The sequence below is a fragment of the Paenibacillus sp. GM2 genome, assembly GCF_900069005.2.
Classification (GTDB): Bacteria; Bacillota; Bacilli; order Paenibacillales; family Paenibacillaceae; genus Fontibacillus.
Window position 1 is genome coordinate 3276584 of the sequence record NZ_LN831279.1, and the last position, 18919, is coordinate 3295502.

Genomic DNA, 18919 nt, shown 5'->3' on the forward strand with positions numbered 1-18919 from the left:
CATGGTTTGGATATAATATATCATTTTATACCTTGTTATAATTAACATATCACATAATCATCTCTATATACAGGAGGTAGTTAAATTGGATAAGAAGATGTTATTCAACGCACACCACTCTCCAGTGGGAGCGTTTGCAAGTTTTACACTAGGTTATCCCGGCAAGAAAGGCGGCCTAGATCTTGAATTGGCTAGCCCGCCCAATCAGAATATATACATTGGACTGCAAGAGGATGGCAAGAACCATTACCAGGCGCTGCCTTTTTTTGGGGAAGGCCAGGATGAGCGCGACCGCTATACTTCTGAACAGGATGGCGAGAAGGAAGTCGTTGAAGATAAGCTGATCACTTCTTTTGCTCAAGAGAGCATTACTCGCAACTTCAATGCGGCAACCGATGAATGGCAAGCCGGAGATTTGACCTTGCGGATCTATTCGCCATTTGACAGTGTGCCTGATCCAGCTGCCGCCAAGGATGAGGAGCTCAAATTTGCCATTATGCCAGCCGTTCTGGCTGAGATCGTCGTTGACAATACGCGCGGAACAAGCAGCCGCCGGGCCTTCTTCGGCTTGCAGAACAGCGACCCGTACAGATCGATCCGCCGTCTTGAAGATGTAACAAACGGTCAGATTATCGGGATTGGACAAGGCAGACATACCGCAATTGCGACGAGTGACAGCCGAATCAAAAGCGCTGGCTTCTTCACCATGGAAGCGATTCTTGAACCTAAGGTCGAAGAGAATCTGCGTTTCGGTCTCGGAGCCGTCGGCGCCTTGCTAATGGATACACCTGCAGGGGAAAAAGCGACTTATCGCTTTGCGATCTGCTTCTACCGTGAGGGATATGTTACTACCGGTCTTGATACTACCTACTATTACACACGCTATTTTGCAAATATTGAAGAGGTTGCGGCTTATGCGATGGATAACTTCGATAAAAAGGTAGAAATTGCACTGCAGGCTGACCGCATCACAGATGCGCCTCATCTGAATGACGATCAGCGCTTTATGCTGAGACATTCGATTCGCAGCTACTATGGCTCCACACAATTGCTCGATCACAAAGGAGAAGCGCTCTGGGTTGTAAATGAAGGCGAATACCGGATGATGAATACATTTGATCTGACCGTAGACCAACTGTTCTTTGAGATGAAAATGAACCCGTGGACCGTGAAAAATGAGCTCGATCTGTTCGTAAAGCGCTACAGCTATACCGATCAGGTTCATTTCCCTGGAGATCCGACCCCTTATCCGGGCGGCATCAGCTTCACCCATGATATGGGCGTGGCCAATGCATTCTCCAAGCCTGAATATTCCTCCTACGAGCTTCATGCGATTGATGACTGCTTCTCACATATGACGCATGAGCAGCTTGTGAACTGGTTACTTTGCGCTACTGTATACGTACAGCAAACACAGGATAACAAGTGGATCAAGGATAACTTGAGCATTATGGAGCAATGTTTGGAGAGCATGGTGAACCGTGATCATCCAGATCCAGCCAAACGCACGGGGATTATGGGTCTCGACAGCTCCCGCACGATGGGCGGAGCTGAGATTACAACCTATGACAGCCTTGACGTATCGCTTGGACAAGCAAGGAACAACATCTATTTGGCCGGCAAAAGCTGGGCTGCTTATGTCGCTATGGAGAAGCTGTTCACGAAGCTTGGCCGCAAGGAGCAAGCAAGTCTGGCCGCGGAACAGGCTGATCGCTGCGCAGCGACTATTGTGTCGCAAATGCTGCCGGAAGGTTACGTTCCAGCCGTCATTCAAGAGAATAATGATTCGCAAATTATTCCGGCTATCGAAGGGCTGATCTTCCCGCTCTTTACCGGCTGCAAAGAGGCGCTTGATCCGAATGGACGCTTCGGCTCATACATCCAGACGTTGAACAAGCATCTGAATACCGTGCTTCAACCAGGTGTGTGCCTGTTTGAGGACGGAGGCTGGAAGCTCTCCTCCACCAGCGATAACTCCTGGCTCAGTAAGATCTATCTGTGCCAATTCATCGCTCGACAAATTCTCGGCCTGGAGTGGAACGAGCAAGGCAAAGCCGCGGACGCCGCCCACGTTGGCTGGCTGACATCCACGGCGAATGCTTACTGGAGCTGGAGCGACCAAATGCTCGCCGGAGTAATCTGCGGCAGTCGCTACTATCCGCGCGGAGTGACATCCATTCTGTGGCTGGATGAGCAACCGACTGCGTAATAATAAGCTAACCAAGCTATCACAAAAGCCCCACACGACTTTCATCCCCCCAGCAATGGGGAAATAAAGAGCATGTGGGGCTCTTTTCTTGCGATAAATTCGTAATGGGCACATGCTCGCATCCACTCTCTGAACCTATATACCCATCCACTAATGAAACTGGGTATCGCAGTTCGGGCCAATTGAGCGTATAGAAACCGTAACGATACTGGACATCATTATTCAAAACAAACGTAGACTTGAATATTCTAACGAAACTGGGTATCGCTATTTAGAACAAACCCGGTACTTGGCGATACTAACGAAGCTGTTGTATCGTCATTACAACAAATCGAGCACCTGGATGTTCTAACGTAACTGGGTATCCTCATTACAACTAATCAGGCAGCTGGATTCCTAACGTAACTAGGTATCGTCATTACAACAAATCGAGCACCTGGGAGTTCTAACGAAACTGGGTATCCTCATTACAACTAATCAGGCAGCTGGATTCCTAACGTAACTAGGTATCTTCTTACAACAAATCGAGCACCTGGAAGTTCTAACGAAACTGGGTATCGCTATTCGGGCCAAATTGGGCACTAAAAAAATCTAACGAAACTAGGTATCGTTATTGGAGCAAAATAGGGGCTTAAAGTGTGAATTTCACCTAAATAACGATCTGTAGTTTCGTTAGATTTTATTCGCGGCTTTTAATGAGGTAATAACGATCTGTAGTTTCGTTAGAGATAGTAAATAAATACCCGGGACGATCTGTCCCGGGTTATCTCCTATGAAAAACTTAAGCCGCTGAAGCACTGTTTTGTCTGGAAATCGCAAACAATACGAACCAGATCAGCAGGAAACCTAGCGCTTGAGGGATGGTCACGATTTGCTGGAAAGCGATCCAGTTGATCAAGACGCCGACCATTGGGAAGCTAAGCTCTGCCAGTGTAGCCACAGACGCCTTCGTGGTGGTCAAGCCCTTGTAGTAGACTAGGATGCTGAGCAGCCCTGGCAGCAACGCCTGACCAAGCAGGTTAAGTCCTACCAAAGATAACTCATAGGAGCCCGATGGAAGATTCCATGCCGCACCTTCATTCCAGGTTACCGCAAGCAGCAGCGGAAGAGCGAGAACAAATCGAAGCGAGGTTACTGTCTCGTATTTCATCTGTCCGACCATCAACCTGCCCATCACAGTGGAACCGCCCCATAGAGCCGCAGCCCCCAAAGATAACAGACTTCCAACTTGCACAAATTCATTCCAGTGGCCGAATGGAATCGCAAATCCAAAGGTTAGAAAATAGGTTCCAGCCAGCGCAATCAGGAACAGAATCGAGAAGTGACGCGGCAGCTTCTCTTTGAGCAACAAGCTCGCTAAAATGATAGCGAACAACGGCTGCAGCTTCTGCAGCAGCAATACTGCGTTGGCGTTGCCGTTAGCAAGCCCCATCGTGAACAGGATAGTTGCTATGGCTGAGCCGCCCCAGGAAATGAAAAGCAATGCACCGAGATGCTTCATGCTCATGCCCTTTAATTCCCCGCGATTCTTCCATAATACTGGAATAGCGATCAATGCGATAATCACATGCTCCAGCAGAACGATTTGCGCTGATGTCAGTGCACGGAGCAAAATGATCCGAAATAATGGATCGACACCCCATAATGCCGCTCCCAATACCACTAGCCAAAAACCGCTTTTTGCCTTCGCAGGACGCACCGAAGTGGGCTCCTGCACCTTATAGCCTGTACTTACGTTTTCCATCTTGCTGTCTCTCCCTCTCCTTGAATACGGAGTCTTGCCAGCAGAAAGCCCCCGTTGAATCGACAACAGTCGACATCTACGGGGGCTGATCAAATAAGCATGCGCAAAGACAGGCTTACCACCTTGTCGCACAAACTTAAGATTGATCTTCTCCCATCCGGACTTTACCGTCGGCTCTGGATTTGCACCAGATCAGTCGCTATCGTCCCAAAGGACGGACAGCGAGTCGCGGGCTGTGATTCAATCGCTAAGTGCTGATTGAACCATTCACCGCCGGTCAGGAATTTCACCTTACCCCGAAGATCCATATTCAAATTTTTAATTATTTGATTTTACAATATCCGCTGAATTCATATTACAATCTTTGCCGCGGATATAACTGTAATGAATATCACATTATATTTAGTATATGACTTGTTTCATGTATTTTCAATGAGAATAATTTCATTGTTTCATGCTATTTAATATTTGTATGCAGCATAGCAGGCTCATGCAACCCCAAAACGTCCCATCTACCTAAGTAGTACGTGTGCAAAGAGGCCTGACTCACAGTACCTAAGCTTCTGCTTACGATGTGCGTTTTACAAAACGTTTCCGTTGGTTGAAGCTCGGGGCAAAAGGAATTGAGCTACACGTTTCCGCAGTTCGTTGCAAATGCTTGTAGTAGGGTCGTGAGCACTCAGAAGTTTCCAAAGGAAACATGACTTCCTAAGCAGTTACTTGTAGTGGAACGTGAGCACTCAGAAGTTCCCGAAGGAAACATGACTTCCTAAGCAGTTACTTGTAGTGGAACGTGAGCACTCAGAAGTTCCCGAAGGAAACATGACTTCCTAAGCAGTTACTTGTAGTGGAACGTGAGCACTCAGAAGTTCCCGAAGGAAACCTGTTTTCGTAAACATCTGTCTGTAGTGGATACGTAAGTACCTTAGAGGTTTCCAGCGGCGTCATTCATCGTAGCATCTGCTTTAGTATGTCCTAAGCACCTGAGTCTTCCAAAAGAAACATAACTCCGTAATCAGTTGCCTGCAGTGGGCGCTCACGAATTCCCATAGGGAACAGATTTTAGGCATCCGCTTCTGCAAGTCCTAAGCCCCTCACAATTTTTCCAGAGAAAACATGCTTCATAACCCATCTTCCGAGCTTCCGCTGAATTCAAGATTCGATTTCGAGCAGCTTCCTTATTGCTACATGAGCCAAAGCAAACAGTTTGAGCAGCCTTTAATAAACCTTGTGGATGATCTCCTCGAAATCCGGTTCCTTCATCTCGAAATCGTCGATGTCCCCCCAGGTCTCCAGCTCACGCAAAATATCGACCGTGCTCCATTCCTGGCGATTGGCCTCGATCGTTACGACATCATCCTCCCTGCCCGTTACTTGAATTGCGGGATTAAGGGTATCCGGCAGCTGAAATTGACCGCGGAATGTGACGCGGATCTCGGTCGGCAGGCCGATGGTTTCACGAAGCGAGCGCGCGGTGCCATCGAAAGTGAGTTCACCGTGATTGATCACCATCACGCGACCACAGAGCTGCTCAATATCATCCATATCATGCGTAGTAAGCAATATCGTCTTTCCAAAGTCCTGATTGAGCTGCTTGAGGAATTTTCGTATATTCCGCTTCGCATTTACATCGAGTCCAATCGTGGGTTCATCCAGGAACAGAACATCGGGGTCATGCAGCATAGATGCAGCCAGATCGGCCCGCATTCTTTGTCCGAGCGACAGCTTTCGAACCGGTGTAGCCCAGAACTCATACAAATCCAGAAGCTCCGCCAATTGGTCCAAGCGCCTTCGCTTATCGCTATCGGTCACATTGTACATTTTGGCCAAAATATCATAGGAAGCCTTGACCGGAAGATCCCACCACAATTGACTTCGCTGGCCAAACACAACACCAAGGTTCCGCACCGCCTTCCGACGCTCCTGGTGAGGATTATAACCTCCAACAACTACTTCACCTGAGCTGGGATGCAGAATCCCCGTAAGCATCTTGATCGTCGTCGATTTGCCGGCTCCGTTCGGTCCAATATATCCGACGAATTCGCCCTGCTCGATCTGGAAGCTGATGCCACGGACCGCTTCTTTTCTAGTATATTCCCGTGCGAATAGGGTCCGAATGCCGGAGAATCGTCCCTCCCTGACGATCGGAGTCTTGAATTCTTTATATAAATTTTTGGCTTCGATCATTTCTGTAGCCTCCCTTAGCTTCCTGTGCTCTGATATTTCGTAATTCCGAATCGCCAGAACCGCATACTTGCCCCAAGACAAATCGTTGCCACCGCAGCCACGACGACCAGTACCCAGGCTCCAAGCTCACCCCGAATAATGTATAGTGCAGGAACATAATTGACAAAGCCGACGGGGATAACGATCAGCAGCATGGATGACATCCATTTGGGATATAAGGTTAGCGGATATTGCCCGGCTGTTCTGGCTGCATCCTCAGTGAAGGTTTGTAATTCTTCAATCCGCGTCGTCCAGAAACCTATTGTTGCTGTAGCCAACCCGATTGAGAAAAGAATGACCGCTCCAGTCACAATAATGAATAAAGTAAATACGATGGAGGCCCAATCGATCTGCCCGCTGCGCCATAATCCGTTCATTGACCAGCATAGGATGAAGCCGCCCTGCAACAACTCTCCAAGCATAATGCGGAAATTCCGCGGCATGATGGCAAGAAGCACGGGGACGGGCCTGGTCAGAATTTGATCCAGTTCACCGTCTACCAAATATTTTTCCAAATGGTGAACCTCATCGGCGAACGTTCGGTACAACGTCTTGGATAGTGTGATTACTGAGAATAAATAACCGATTTCATATAAGGACCAGCCCTGAATAGCTCCGAATTTATATAATACGATGGCGACCATCAGAAACTCCGAAATTTGAATCAACGCCGCGAGTACAGAACCGAGAATAAAATTAAAGCGGTATTGCATTCGGCTGCGGACACTGGTCTTGATCAGAAGCACATATAGCTCCCGCCATGACTTTAGCTTGGTGCTTAGCTTTGTCTCTTCTCTGCTGCTTAGCTTAGGGATTGGGTTTAACTTTGACCCTAGCTTTGGCTTAGAGCTTACCTTTGACCTTGGCTCTGTCTTACTCTCTGTTTCTGTCTTTACCTTTGACTCGCCGCTTAGCCTTCGCTTCTCCTTCGGCTTTTCCATTGGCTCGCTACTTAGCTTCCGCTTTTCTTTCGACTTTTCCATTGACTCGCCGCTTAGCTTCCGCTTCGGCCCCGGGTCAGAAATGTTGCTTTGATCCAGCCCTTTGTGCAAATTGGGCTTATCGGCTGCTGTCGATTGTTCACCCGAAGTTGGCTGGCTGCTTGTATTCAGCTTGTCACTCATCCGCCCTGCACCTCCACTTTATGCCGCAGCACCTTAGTTGCCAGCAGGCAGATCAACGTCAAGAAGGCGCACCAAAGCAACGTCCCCCATAAATGAGAGCCGTGTTCATAACCGAGATAAATACGCGTAGGAACATAGAGAAGATACGGGTATGGCGATAACCAGGCTAATTGAGATAACCAGGAGGGCAGCCATTCCAGGGGAATGAAAAACCCCGCCAATAAATTCACAAGCGCATGATTCGCCCAATAGAACCAGGTAGATTCCGTCGTCCACAGGGCAGTGACCCCGATCAGATAATTCATGCAAATCGATATGTAGGCTGCGCCAACTATACTGATTGCAACAAGCATAATGGTGAGGCTGCTCCTGGGAATGTGTAGCGGGAAAATAATGAGATACAGCATGTAGATAGGGATTGATTTGTAAATGAACTGGTAGGCGATTTGCCCCCATTCGCGCGCCGCCATATGGCTGAACAAATGAATGGGTCGCATCAGATCCAGCGAGATTTGACCGGTCCGCACGGCTTGCGGAATACCAAGTCCGTTCGAAACGAAGCTGGTAATCCACAGCAGGCTCTGCGTGAAGCAGATGTAACTGATCATGCCATGGGTTCCATAAGTGCCGAGGGGATGATCCTTGCCGAGCCCGATCCAGATACTGGCGTAGATAAATCCGAACATCGCACTGGCAAGATTGTGCACCATATGTGCACCGCGGTACTGCAAATTGCGTGAATAGGCCTTGGCAGCCAACGTAAAATAAAGCATGAAGCACCTCCGATAAGCATTTTTGACGGCTTGTTCCGTCCACTTCAGACAAGGGCATTTTCAGCAGTAGGGAAAAATATCATACCTTATTGTTCCAGAGGTGGCAACTGTTATTTTATAGGTCTTTGAGATAATGAGTGACTTAAAAGCTTGGATGATTTAATTAAGCATCAGATAACCATACATACCATACACTTGAGAGCCTACAGCGCAGGCCAAGCAATTGCCGTAAAAACACAATTTTTCAAATCCGATAGCATCCAAAATCGAAGATTTTTACGATCATCCTCTTTTTTCGCTGGATCTCCCATTCATTTCGAGCGGACAACGCTAAAAGCCAACAAATCTACCGGCTTTCTATATATGCAGGCAGTTTTTCATACCCAAAACTGCAGATTTGCAGGTTTTCGCTGCTTCTAACTTACCAGGTGTAGCCAAGAATCAATTGAAGGCTTCATCGAACACATCCCCCTCTTTCCCCGTTTAGTTAGTGTTCAAAGAAAGCAAAGTATTAGACTATTCAATCCTTCCATACAAAAAAGCCAGTCATAACACGGAAATAAAGTGTTAGAACAGCCTGGTTTATTAAGCTATCATACCCGTTAGCTTCATGATTTCGAATTTCCTCGGATTCTTGTAGAGGTACCACCAGCAAAATTCGAATTTACAACGTTAAGGAACCCTGTCCATAAAAATAGCCGATTTTCACCACGCTAAGGGTGTAACCGGCTTTATCGGGATCCCGCCAACTGAGACACGAACTCCGCGTGTGTTCGTCATATAGTCATTGATTTGTTCTAGCAGATAGGTTCCAATGTCCATGCGTTCAGCCGTATCAAGATTAAGAATTGAGTTATGCTTCGTCATGCGGAAAATGCATCTCCCTTCATCCTATGAAATTCATTTGCTGATTCAGATTATACACTCGCAGAATTCGGGTGGCGCATTTTCGAATGAAACCGCAAGATTTTGAGATAATTTCTTTTCAATCGGACGTTTTTACGGCGTACTCCGGTGAAGGCCGCCGAAATGAAAAATCCACCAAAAATTTGAACCGTGAAAAAACGTCTATAAGCCGACGGTCCCCTAAAGCAGGGATTATCTGCTTGTTGTATTGAATATTGGATTAGCGTATATTTTCGTTAAAATGTTGACCCCCCCTATAAAACCGGTGACACCCTTAGCGTGTTACTTCGATTGTACATTAAACTCTACTGCCAGTTAGTTGAGTACTGGCGTTAGTCTAACACTTTATATTTCGGTCTAATACTTTATTTTACAGTCTACAACTTTATTTTTCCGGAACATTTAGAAGTTTAACTCGCATCCCTATGTTCAAAAAAGAAAGAGGGCGCTAATAAGCGCCCTCTTTTGTTAACCTCCATCCCTCAACTCTGCACGTTCACCCATTCCATTTCCTAAGGATTGAGCAGCTTTACTGCTGCAAGCAGTCGGGACAGGATGGCCGCCGCTTCCGCTCTTGTCGTGCGGCTGGCGGGAGCAAATTTATCTTGGCTTTGCCCCTGCATAATACCTGCCTGGAGCATTAGCTCCGCTTCTGCCTGGGACCATGGATGAAGCTGTGGACCGTCGGCATAACCCGACACCAGATCCGTGCCCTCCCCGGCAGCCAGGAACGCTTCCGTGCCCGTTCCCTGCTTCACCCCGTTCTGCAGTAACCGCAGCGCCCGCGCGCCCATTACGGACATTTCCTCGCGGGTAATTTGCGCATTCGGACGGAAGCTGTGATCGGCATAGCCTTGCACCAATCCGTAATGAACAGCCGCAGCAATGGCATCTCCATACCATGCATCGGACTTCACATCGTTATACGAAGCATCTCCACTGCTGCTACCCTGAAGATCAAGCGCTCTAACGAGCATCGCGGCAAATTCAGCCCGGCTGACAGGCTGCCGCGGTGCAAACAGATCCCCACCGACCCCGTTCAGGATCTGTCTTGCTGCCAGCTTCTCAATGGCCATCTGAGCCCAGTGGCCTTCGATATCCGCAAAAGTTGCCGGATGCTGAGCAGCAACAAAGATTCCGTTCGCTGCACTCTTCACCATGACAGTAGTCGTTCCATCGGCGTTATTCTCCAGCCACGCCGGCACATAGCTTAGCTTGCCGGTTGCCGGATCATACAGCAGAACGACCGTAGTTGATGGATCAAGCTCGCGGTCTACAATCCATTGGCGCAAAACATAGTTAGCTCCGTCATAACGCTCGATCTGGACTGTCTTGGCTCCTTCAGAGACTTGAACCCTGAATTCCATAGCATTTCCCACCAGCTCCATGCCTTGCTGTTTTGCCTTATCATTGAATCCTGCCTGCTTCTGAGAGGAAATTTGAATCGACACAACCGCTTGCTTCTGATCCACAACACCTGCCTGCTCGATTACTTGATCGGTCAGACTAAGCGGGAAGCGGTATACCGATCCTCCTTCTCCCCTGGCCTCGATTACCGCCTCCGGATGTTCAGCCGCAGCTGCCGCTAATACGGCCGCTGTCAGATTCACCCTGCCTTCAGCATCGGTCTTCAGCTCAATCGCCGTTTTACCTTGGCGCAAAGCTTCCTGCAAGATAGAGTCAGACAAGGAACCCGCAGACTGGCCAGTACCAGTTCCTCCACTTAACCCGCCAGTGCTGCCTGTGCCTGGATGCTCTCCTCCCCCGGGACCTGGATTCCCGGGTTCTTCCGGATCGACCGAAGGCTTCTTTCCGGAAGCAAAGCCCTCGTTAATCTCCTTAAAGCTGAAGGCAGACGATGGATTGGACACCATCTTCATCCGATCTCCACGAATAATCATATTGTCGACGGTTGCAGAACCTTTAAGCCCTGACGTAACATCAACCCCGTTGGTTCCCGTTCCATCGATGACGATATTTCTCAGCAGGACATCCTCTACCGTAAAATCGCCATGGGCAATCAGTCCGGCATACGTGCTGTCTTTTACTACATTATCCTGAACTACAATCTTGCCCTTCATATCGCTCTCCCCGGCAAATAACCAGAGCGCTCCCAGACTCACGCCATATCCGGTATCATAGCTGCCGGTCCGGATTAGCGTATTCCGCTCCACGACCGTCGTTCCGGCAAAAGGCTCGGCGTTAAAGCGAGTGGATACCGCAATCCCCGCACCATTCGCTACCGTATCCTTGACGATATTATCCTGGATCTTATTGTCCCTGCCGCCAAATACAACGATGTTGTCCGCAAGCCAAGGCAAGGCCACCGTATTGAAGCGGGCCGTATTGTTCACACTAGGGGTTCTCTCCGAGCCGTTCATATCCGTCAGCTTGCTGTCAGTAAATGACCACATCGCAATGCCGTCATCGCCCGGATAGCGGATATCGCTCTGCTCCATCATACTGTTTGTCGTTCCTACAGCGAAGTTGATGCCGTCGGCCATCAGATTGCGAATTCTGAGCCCCATCATGTACAGCTCGTTGGTCCGTGCCTTCTCCCCGATTGGCTGCGTGAGCCACAGGCCGGCCTTGGTATGCTCAATCCACACCTGCTGAAGGATCGAACCCGGGCCAAATGCTCCATGAAAAGCATTGGTGAACGCTTCATCATCCCGCTCATTCATGCCGCCGTCGATCAGCAGGTCATAGACTTCTACCGTTCCTCCATGTCCATAGAACTTGGCTCCGTTCAATGTCGTGTACCACATCCCCGCACCGCGAATTACCGCTGCATCCAAATCCAGCAGTTGATCGCCGAAGTCAAAGCTGCCTGCCGGGAACCATACGCCGGTTCCCCGGTCTCTGGCTGCGGACAAAGCCTCTTTCAAGGCCATCGTATCGTCCTGCCCATCGTTCGGAACCGCCCCAAAATCAATGACCGATACGAAGCCTTCCGGCATCTCATAAGCGGGTGCCACCTGCTCCATGTCAACCAGATCAATGGCATAGAAGTCGGCTTGATCCCCCGCATCCTTTTGCAGTCGGATCACTGTTCCTTGCGGCACATCGCCGATCAGCGCATGGATCTCATCGAAGAAGCGATGCCCACTGCCTTGACGAGGGTCGTTCGACCAAGGATAGCTTCCGTACTCCCAGGCATATTTTGAGGTCAGCTTAAGCGACTGCTTGAATTGCTCGTTTACATACAGCGACAAGGTCTGCTCATCGCCCGCTCCATCTGTACTATCCGGAATCGAATAGCGAACAACAAGCGAATTGGCCGCTTCAGCTAAGGCAAATTCCACATAATCTCCTGTCTGCTTCAACTGGATTGCCTGACGTCCCGATGCTTCCGAAGCTATATTGCGGTACTTCCGCGAAGGCCCAAGCAGAACACCGTTCGTCTTCATATCCTCCGCTTCATAGTTTACATAAGGCACCGTTGCTCCGCGATACGCTTTATTCACGCTATTTTTGACGGTTAAACTGTCAATTTGCACGGCCGATAGGTCCCCATTTGCACCGCTCAGCGATACCGTATTCATACCGGCGCGCAAATTCAGCTTTACTTCCACAGTGCTTAAGCCGACCGAAGGTTTAAATGCTGCTGACTGCTCCTCCAGTCCGTTCACTTTTACACTCAATAACTGCTCGGTGCCGGAGTCATTTTTATAGCGAATTAGACCCTTGTATTCCCCTTGCTCCTGCGCATGAACCGCAAAGCGGATCACCTTGTCTGTCCTAAAGGCATCCCCCGCCGCATAGGCGATATCCGCAGCTACAGGAGTAAAACTCCAAAGAGCCGATTCCGAAGTTGCTGCTGCTGTTCCATAGAAGATACCGTCCATGTTGTATTGCAGCAGACCGCTCGCATCCACGGTATTGGACAAAGTGCGATAGCCCAATGGTTCATTTAATATCCACTGCGCGCCCAACGGCTTCATAGACGTCGATACGGATAGCTTCAAGCTTTTATCCAGTGACAAATAGTGACCCGTAGCCGTGTTCTTGATCAGATGCCGTCCGTTAAAATCCTGCAAAATCCATCTCGAAGCTGCATGCGCTTCATCTCCGCTAACCAGCTGAATCGTTCCGCTCTGTTCTGCAAGCATCTTGCCGCCAGCCCCTTGCGGCGCTATCGCTATGACATTCGTATCATCCTGTACAGGTGTGGCAGTATTCAGGTTGCGTTCTTCGTCCATATTAGGCGTACTGAACTGCGACGGCGCTGACTCCAGCTCCCACTGCACCGATGCCGAGGAGTCCGGGTACAGGCCTCGTTCCGCATACCCCGTATTGTTCTGAACATGAATGAATTCATCATTGTAATCGCCATATTGGCTGCGAATCAGAACCTGATCCCCGCCTGCGACACGATTTATCGCCCACATTGAAGCGGTGCTGTCCCCGCCAGACAGTTCCTTGCTCTCGACGAAATTATAATCCTCATTCAGCATTAGATAATGTCCTGTAGCCCGGTTCTGAACGCGCTGCCGTCCATCCGCCGATGGCTCAATCACCCAATGCGAATAACCATTATCTGCGGCCGGATCACCATATAATACAACCCCGGAGCGATTTTCGTATAAATAGGCATGATTCAATGCACTCTTGATCCGTACAGGTCCATCTGGCAGAGGTTTCTCGGCGATTTGCGCAGGCTCGGCCATAAATATGGATTCCGCGCGATCCGCCGCTCCTTCCGCTCTGCTTACTTTAAAGACAGGTTTACCTTGCTCATTCAGCGTGGCGTATAGATAGTGTCCTGTCCAAGCGCTTCTGATATTTACTTCATCCTGATCCCGCTGCTCTATTTTCCATTTGATGCTGCCCCAGGTATCGTAAACTTCAGACCTGGCCTCTACGGTCAGCGCCGGCTCATCCTCACTCTCCACTTGTGCATCCGCTAAATTCTGAATAGACAGATAACGTCCGCTGCCCATATTCTTCATCATTACCGGGCCATCCGCGCCATTCTTCTCATCCAGGAACCAGATAGAATATTCATCATCCGCTGGGCCGTAAGTCACCTCGGTCACCGAATCCGCTGTCCGCTCATCCTGCAAATATTGGCCCTCGGTTCCCGGAATGCGAAAGCGATACAGCTGTTGGTGCTTCTCACCTACAGGGAGGAACTTCCACTGCGGGCTGCCCCAGTTCGGATTAATGACGCTGTACTCGGCATATTTACTCAGATTCTGGATAGATATGAACTTCGTAAAAGGCTCGCCAGGCACTTTATCCGTAACATTGCTGAGTAGATACGTGCCTCCGCCGATATTTTTGCCGCTCCAGATATAGGTCTCATCGATGTTGGATAAATCGCTTAGCGGCGTCGCCTGGATATGCCCGTCAGGCATGTCGGCAATATTCATGTAATGGCCGGTCTCCCGGTTCTTCAGCAGCTTGCGGCCATCATGCTTGACCACGAGCCATTGATCGCGCTGATCGTCCGTGCGCATATTGCCGTATTTTATCGTGCCATCCGCATTCTCATATATGTAAAATGGCTGCCAGACATTCTGAATGCGAATATATTGATCCGATCCGTCCAGAACCAGCGCTGGGTCCACACGCTCCCATTGCGAGCCAAGACCGTCCGCGTCTGTTGTCACCGTCGCGCTGCCGCCTGATCCGGTGGAAATATACAGCTCAGGCCGTCCGACATTTCGAATCGTATTGTAATCGTCATAGCTGTCAGAGGCTGTGAACGACCACTCATAGGTTGCGTTAGTCACACTGGCCTCTCCACTCGACAGCTGGTCCCCGGCGATATTTAAATAATGATTGCTGGCCGCATTGCGGATTCGCTTGCTCAGATCGTAATCCTCTATGATCCATAAATAACGCGAGTCCGAGCCTGAAGCCGGATCTATCGCACCATAGCGTACTTCTCCTCCGTCTTCATACAGGAAATCTGCCGGGGCCGGGGCATCGGTATATGCCGCGATTCGAACAGCAGGCAGGTCCGATGCCGGAACAACTTTCCACAAAGCATTAAACCCATCAGGCCCTCCGGCCCAATCGTTCGAGCGCACGTTGTTATCGTCCGGAAATTGTGGGTTCATCCAATTCCCCGGCAGCCCTGCATTCTCAAACACAATATAACCGGGCTGATTAACCGCATCTTCCTGCTTCCACCGGCTGAGCTCAGGCTGCGCCGGATCCTCATCTATGGCAAATATCCCTGCCCAGGTTGTCTCATTCTGAGTCATGAAATGCCCGGTGGCCCGATTGCGAATCGTGATCTGGTTCCCGCTGCTGCTCTCAATATACCAATGCGACATCAGATCGTCAGCCGGCCTTGCGCCATGCTTAACTAGCCCGTCTTCCTCATAGATGACACTACCGGGATGCATATAGCTCTCAATCCGGACCGGACTGCCCTCCACCGCAATGAAAGCCCACTGTGGACTCTCAAATGTAATATTGATATCCGAGCTCGCCTCTGCAAAGCCCAGCTGATCCTCCTCATGGATCACGAGATTGCCCTCCGGTACCGTTGCACTGCGGATAACCATATACCCCGCCCGGTTCGACCTGTCGATAATCCATGTCTCCGCGTGCGAGTTTGCTGTCTCGTTCGTCGTCAGCGCTTGATAGCGCTGTGTCGTCCTGGCCACGGTGATGTAATGACCTGTCTTGACATTCTTAATCCGCGACTGTCCTTGATCCGTATCTACGACCCACTGTGCCGATTCGTCGGCTGGATTCGTCATACCGTATCTGACCGTACCGTCTGATGCTTCGTATAAATAATTGCTCTTCCATTTGTTCTTGATCAGGACTTTGCCGGAGGGTATCTCCGCAGCCCCGCTTCCTTCCGCCGCGGCCTTTGCCTGATCGGCAAACGTCGGAAAAGCCGAAACTATCAGCAGCAAAGACATCAGCGCAGCCAAGATCGGCTTGAATTGTCTCATTGCAGCAACCCCCTTTATTTAAATTGGGACTTCCTCCTCATCATAAAATAACAGCGCTTACAATCTGATGTGTGTTTGTATTGGAAAAAGGTGTATTTTTACGCAACTGCCCTGGCACCCTTGCTTAATAGAAAAATCCAGCTGGCATTCATTATGGTATGGGTTAGAAATCCGGGGTCTGCCTGAAGACTCTCGATCAGCCAAAAGTGAGATTTGTGGAAAATCCGTAGGAAGATCACCCATTTTTAAGAGCGGCGAGAAGAAGCTTCCAAAATGATGTAATCAGAATACAAACACAGCAAAGCCGCTGTTATCACTGCCTATCGCAGTGAGATAGCGGCCTTATATTGCCTTGCTATGAACATCCCGCATCCGATCAGGAACAGGAAAATGGCTATAAATTGCGAGGTCGATAGCATACCGACGCTTCCACGTATAATATCCCCTCTGAAAAATTCAAGTATAAACCGGCCTCCGCTATATAAGATTAAATAGAGCGCTGCTACCTGGCCTTCGGCTTTTTTTCTCTTCGCATAGACAATCAATGCCGCAAACAGAAGGAAATCCAAGCCGCTTGAAATTAACTGTGTGGGGATCAGCGGTACGCCACCCGGGGCTAGCGAGGAGGTTGGAAACATCACTCCAAACGCACTATCGGTCTCCCTGCCATAACAGCAGCCTGCCATAAAGCAGCCAATGCGTCCGAAGCCTTGGGCTAGCGCTACAGAAGGAATAATCAGGTCAAAATACTTCAGGAACCCTATCTGCTTCTTCCGGCAATAGATATATCCGGCTAATACGCCGCCTATAATCCCTCCGTATACCACAAAGCCGTCTGTGATCGTCAGCAGCAAGAGACTAGGATTTTGCAAGATATTCCCGATCTGAGTGAACCAAAATAAAACCTTGGCGCCGATGGCCCCACCTACCAGAACCCAAACAGTTAGCGAATCCATAGGACTGCTATCAATATTAAGCCGCCTGGCTCGCTTCATCATAACCATGTAAGCAGCGAGGACACCAATGGCGATCATCACCCCGTATCCATGAATCGTAAAAGGGCCTATCGAAAATAAATCATTGTGCACACTATTCCTCCTCTGCAAAGTTAAACATACCTTCATCAGCATCCAGCATCGCCGCTATTCTTTGGGAGACCTCGGCAAAAATATGCAGGGCATTGTCATTACTGCCGATGCGGCTTCTCTCTTCATTCAGCAATCCAAAAGTTCCATAGACTATAAAGATAGCAGAGCTATGGCTGTCGTCTGTCTTTATCAATCTCTGCTCGATGCCCTCGTCCAAATAACGCCTCACCGGATCGATCGCACCGCTCAGCATTTTACCGGACAATACACGGAACACCTCAACATCATGCCAGGTCCCTCGTACCTTGTCACGGCCGTTCATTAATCCCATCCAATGGATGAGAACCCGCTTGTAGCGCTCAGGATAGGGAATCCTCTTATCCTGCAAAATCTCGGAAATGCCGGACACGAACAAGTCGGTATACTTGACCATGGCGGCTTCAAATATTTCTTCCTTCGAAGCAAAGTGGTGATAGAACATGCCAAACGAACCGTTAGCCTGTGTGTAAATATCTTTGACCGAAGTATTGATATAGCCCTTCTCCATAAACAGCTTGATTGCAATATCCAGCAATTCTTCTTTTCTCTCTTCCGGCTTCTTAACAACCCTGGCCATAGAACACTCCCCTAACAGAGTCTGACTCTGTTAATATTGTGCCTTACAGAGCAAAACTCTGTCAAGTGTAAAACCGTAACTCCTATAGCAATGTTGTTCTATTCTAAAACGGGCGTGCTGGCCTAACAGCTTTATAAGAAGAAACGCCGCCTCTTATAACGCCAGGCGACGCTTCGAAGATATGGTGTCCGAAAGTAATTCTTAGGAATGAATATCCAAGTAATAAGGCCTGCGCTGTCTGAAAATAACCCATCGTTTATAACCAATATGCTCTAGTGTCTGGCGAACCTCTTCCCACTCATCTCCGACCCGCAGCGGGTCATGCGCATCTGAGCCAAAGGTAACATCTACACCATAATGGCAGGCCTGCTCGATGATATTAATTGAAGGATACCAGTCCTGCGCGCTTTTTCGGAATCCACCCGTATTCACTTCCAGCACGGTTCCTCTCTCAGCCATCGTCTTGAGCAACGCAGGGATATAGGGGGCATACAGTTCTCCGAACGATGGATTCCCTCGATGAACCCGGTCCAAATGCCCGATTATGTTCACCCCATCACTCTGTACGGCAAGCTGCATCAGCTCTATGAATCTGCTGAATTCCGCCATTTGCTCTTCCTCAGAAGCCCGGCTCCAATCCAGTCCCTGAAGAATAAGGGCCGGAGAGGTGAAATGGATCGAGCCAATCACATAATCCAATGGAAAGCCGCTGTATACCTGGTTGTATAATCCTATATGCTCCTTAAAAATATCCGATTCGACTCCTATTAACAGCTCGATCCGGTCCCTGTATTTCTCTTTTAACCGTACAGCCTCTTCCACATAGCGAGCAAATTCGCTCTTGGCCATAGCCAAGCCAGGAAAGGGATGATCCTTATCCGCAAAAAAATACGGAGAATGATCGGTAATACCAAGCACCTGTATCCCTTTAGAGATAGCGCTTTCGATATACTGCTCGATGGTCCCCGTAGCATGTCCGCAGCGCTCGTGATGCGTATGTAAATCAAACATAGCTCCTCCTCCATTCTTCTTGGTTTATCCACTCAAAATCAAAGCAACTATAGGCGCACGAGCTATATAAGCCCGAACTCCAGAATAATTCAGCAGGTTGCCGGACGCGCTTTTTTCGTGCAACCGATTGCACTACTATTATATAAAACATTCTATCGCATTGAAATGAATTTTCAAGCAAAAAGCCGCTCCCTATCTTGCGGAAGCAGCTGCTTAAAAATGAGTATGAATCTATATTATTGTATTCATTCCCCGCGGTACTGCGCGAATTGATCGTCCACCCCATTGGGAACATCATGAAA

At 49.1% G+C, this 18919-nt stretch carries 10 protein-coding genes and 1 riboswitch; of the genes, 1 reads left to right on the plus strand and 9 read right to left on the minus strand.

Annotated features, from left to right (window positions below; genetic code table 11):
- Nucleotides 1-97 precede the first annotated feature (97 nt).
- The gene (locus tag BN1360_RS24465; RefSeq protein ID WP_068782565.1) at nucleotides 98-2209 is read left to right on the plus strand and encodes a glycoside hydrolase family 52 protein; all 2112 of its coding nucleotides are present in this window, start codon (nucleotides 98-100) and stop codon (nucleotides 2207-2209) included.
- A 781-nt stretch (nucleotides 2210-2990) separates the two neighbouring features.
- Here the strand turns inward: BN1360_RS24465 and BN1360_RS24470 are convergent.
- The 9 genes from BN1360_RS24470 to BN1360_RS24510 all read right to left on the minus strand — a co-directional run bounded on the left by BN1360_RS24470 (nucleotide 2991) and on the right by BN1360_RS24510 (nucleotide 18617).
- Entirely contained in the window at nucleotides 2991-3953 is a 963-nt protein-coding gene (locus BN1360_RS24470) for a DMT family transporter (protein ID WP_068782429.1), read from the minus strand.
- A gap of 141 nt (nucleotides 3954-4094) precedes the next feature.
- Nucleotides 4095-4261, minus strand: a riboswitch (FMN riboswitch).
- Between the two features lie 910 nt (nucleotides 4262-5171).
- A complete protein-coding gene (locus BN1360_RS24475; protein WP_068782430.1) occupies nucleotides 5172-6140 on the minus strand; it encodes an ABC transporter ATP-binding protein in 969 nt (322 codons plus the stop codon).
- A gap of 14 nt (nucleotides 6141-6154) precedes the next feature.
- A complete protein-coding gene (locus tag BN1360_RS24480) occupies nucleotides 6155-6892 on the minus strand; it encodes an ABC transporter permease (protein WP_082790209.1) in 738 nt (245 codons plus the stop codon).
- A gap of 407 nt (nucleotides 6893-7299) precedes the next feature.
- A complete protein-coding gene (locus BN1360_RS24485) occupies nucleotides 7300-8076 on the minus strand; it encodes an ABC transporter permease (protein WP_068782431.1) in 777 nt (258 codons plus the stop codon).
- A 705-nt stretch (nucleotides 8077-8781) separates the two neighbouring features.
- The gene (locus tag BN1360_RS24490; RefSeq protein ID WP_157259362.1) at nucleotides 8782-8943 is read right to left on the minus strand and encodes a hypothetical protein; all 162 of its coding nucleotides are present in this window, start codon (nucleotides 8941-8943) and stop codon (nucleotides 8782-8784) included.
- Between the two features lie 551 nt (nucleotides 8944-9494).
- Nucleotides 9495-15902 (minus strand): S-layer homology domain-containing protein, encoded by a 6408-nt coding sequence (locus BN1360_RS24495; protein WP_068782432.1) that lies wholly within the window; start codon nucleotides 15900-15902, stop codon nucleotides 9495-9497.
- A 320-nt stretch (nucleotides 15903-16222) separates the two neighbouring features.
- Complete coding sequence (locus BN1360_RS24500) at nucleotides 16223-16990, minus strand: prolipoprotein diacylglyceryl transferase (RefSeq protein ID WP_068782433.1); 768 nt, start codon at nucleotides 16988-16990, stop codon at nucleotides 16223-16225.
- Between the two features lies 1 nt (nucleotide 16991).
- Nucleotides 16992-17606, minus strand: coding sequence for a TetR/AcrR family transcriptional regulator (locus tag BN1360_RS24505; protein WP_068782434.1), 615 nt, complete (start codon nucleotides 17604-17606; stop codon nucleotides 16992-16994).
- 201 nt (nucleotides 17607-17807) lie between these two features.
- Nucleotides 17808-18617: a histidinol-phosphatase gene (locus BN1360_RS24510; RefSeq protein ID WP_068782435.1), complete on the minus strand. Its 810-nt coding sequence runs from the start codon at nucleotides 18615-18617 to the stop codon at nucleotides 17808-17810.
- Nucleotides 18618-18919 lie beyond the last annotated feature (302 nt).

What these genes read in the sequence shown, in the direction of transcription:
- BN1360_RS24465 (WP_068782565.1), top strand. Translation starts at nt 98, where the DNA reads ATGTTATTCAACGCACACCACTCTCCAGTGGGAGCGTTTGCAAGTTTT.
- BN1360_RS24470 (WP_068782429.1), bottom strand. Translation starts at nt 3,953, where the DNA reads ATGGAAAACGTAAGTACAGGCTATAAGGTGCAGGAGCCCACTTCGGTG.
- BN1360_RS24475 (WP_068782430.1), bottom strand. Translation starts at nt 6,140, where the DNA reads ATGATCGAAGCCAAAAATTTATATAAAGAATTCAAGACTCCGATCGTC.
- BN1360_RS24480 (WP_082790209.1), bottom strand. Translation starts at nt 6,892, where the DNA reads ATGCAATACCGCTTTAATTTTATTCTCGGTTCTGTACTCGCGGCGTTG.
- BN1360_RS24485 (WP_068782431.1), bottom strand. Translation starts at nt 8,076, where the DNA reads ATGCTTTATTTTACGTTGGCTGCCAAGGCCTATTCACGCAATTTGCAG.
- BN1360_RS24490 (WP_157259362.1), bottom strand. Translation starts at nt 8,943, where the DNA reads ATGACGAAGCATAACTCAATTCTTAATCTTGATACGGCTGAACGCATG.
- BN1360_RS24495 (WP_068782432.1), bottom strand. Translation starts at nt 15,902, where the DNA reads ATGAGACAATTCAAGCCGATCTTGGCTGCGCTGATGTCTTTGCTGCTG.
- BN1360_RS24505 (WP_068782434.1), bottom strand. Translation starts at nt 17,606, where the DNA reads ATGGCCAGGGTTGTTAAGAAGCCGGAAGAGAGAAAAGAAGAATTGCTG.
- BN1360_RS24510 (WP_068782435.1), bottom strand. Translation starts at nt 18,617, where the DNA reads ATGTTTGATTTACATACGCATCACGAGCGCTGCGGACATGCTACGGGG.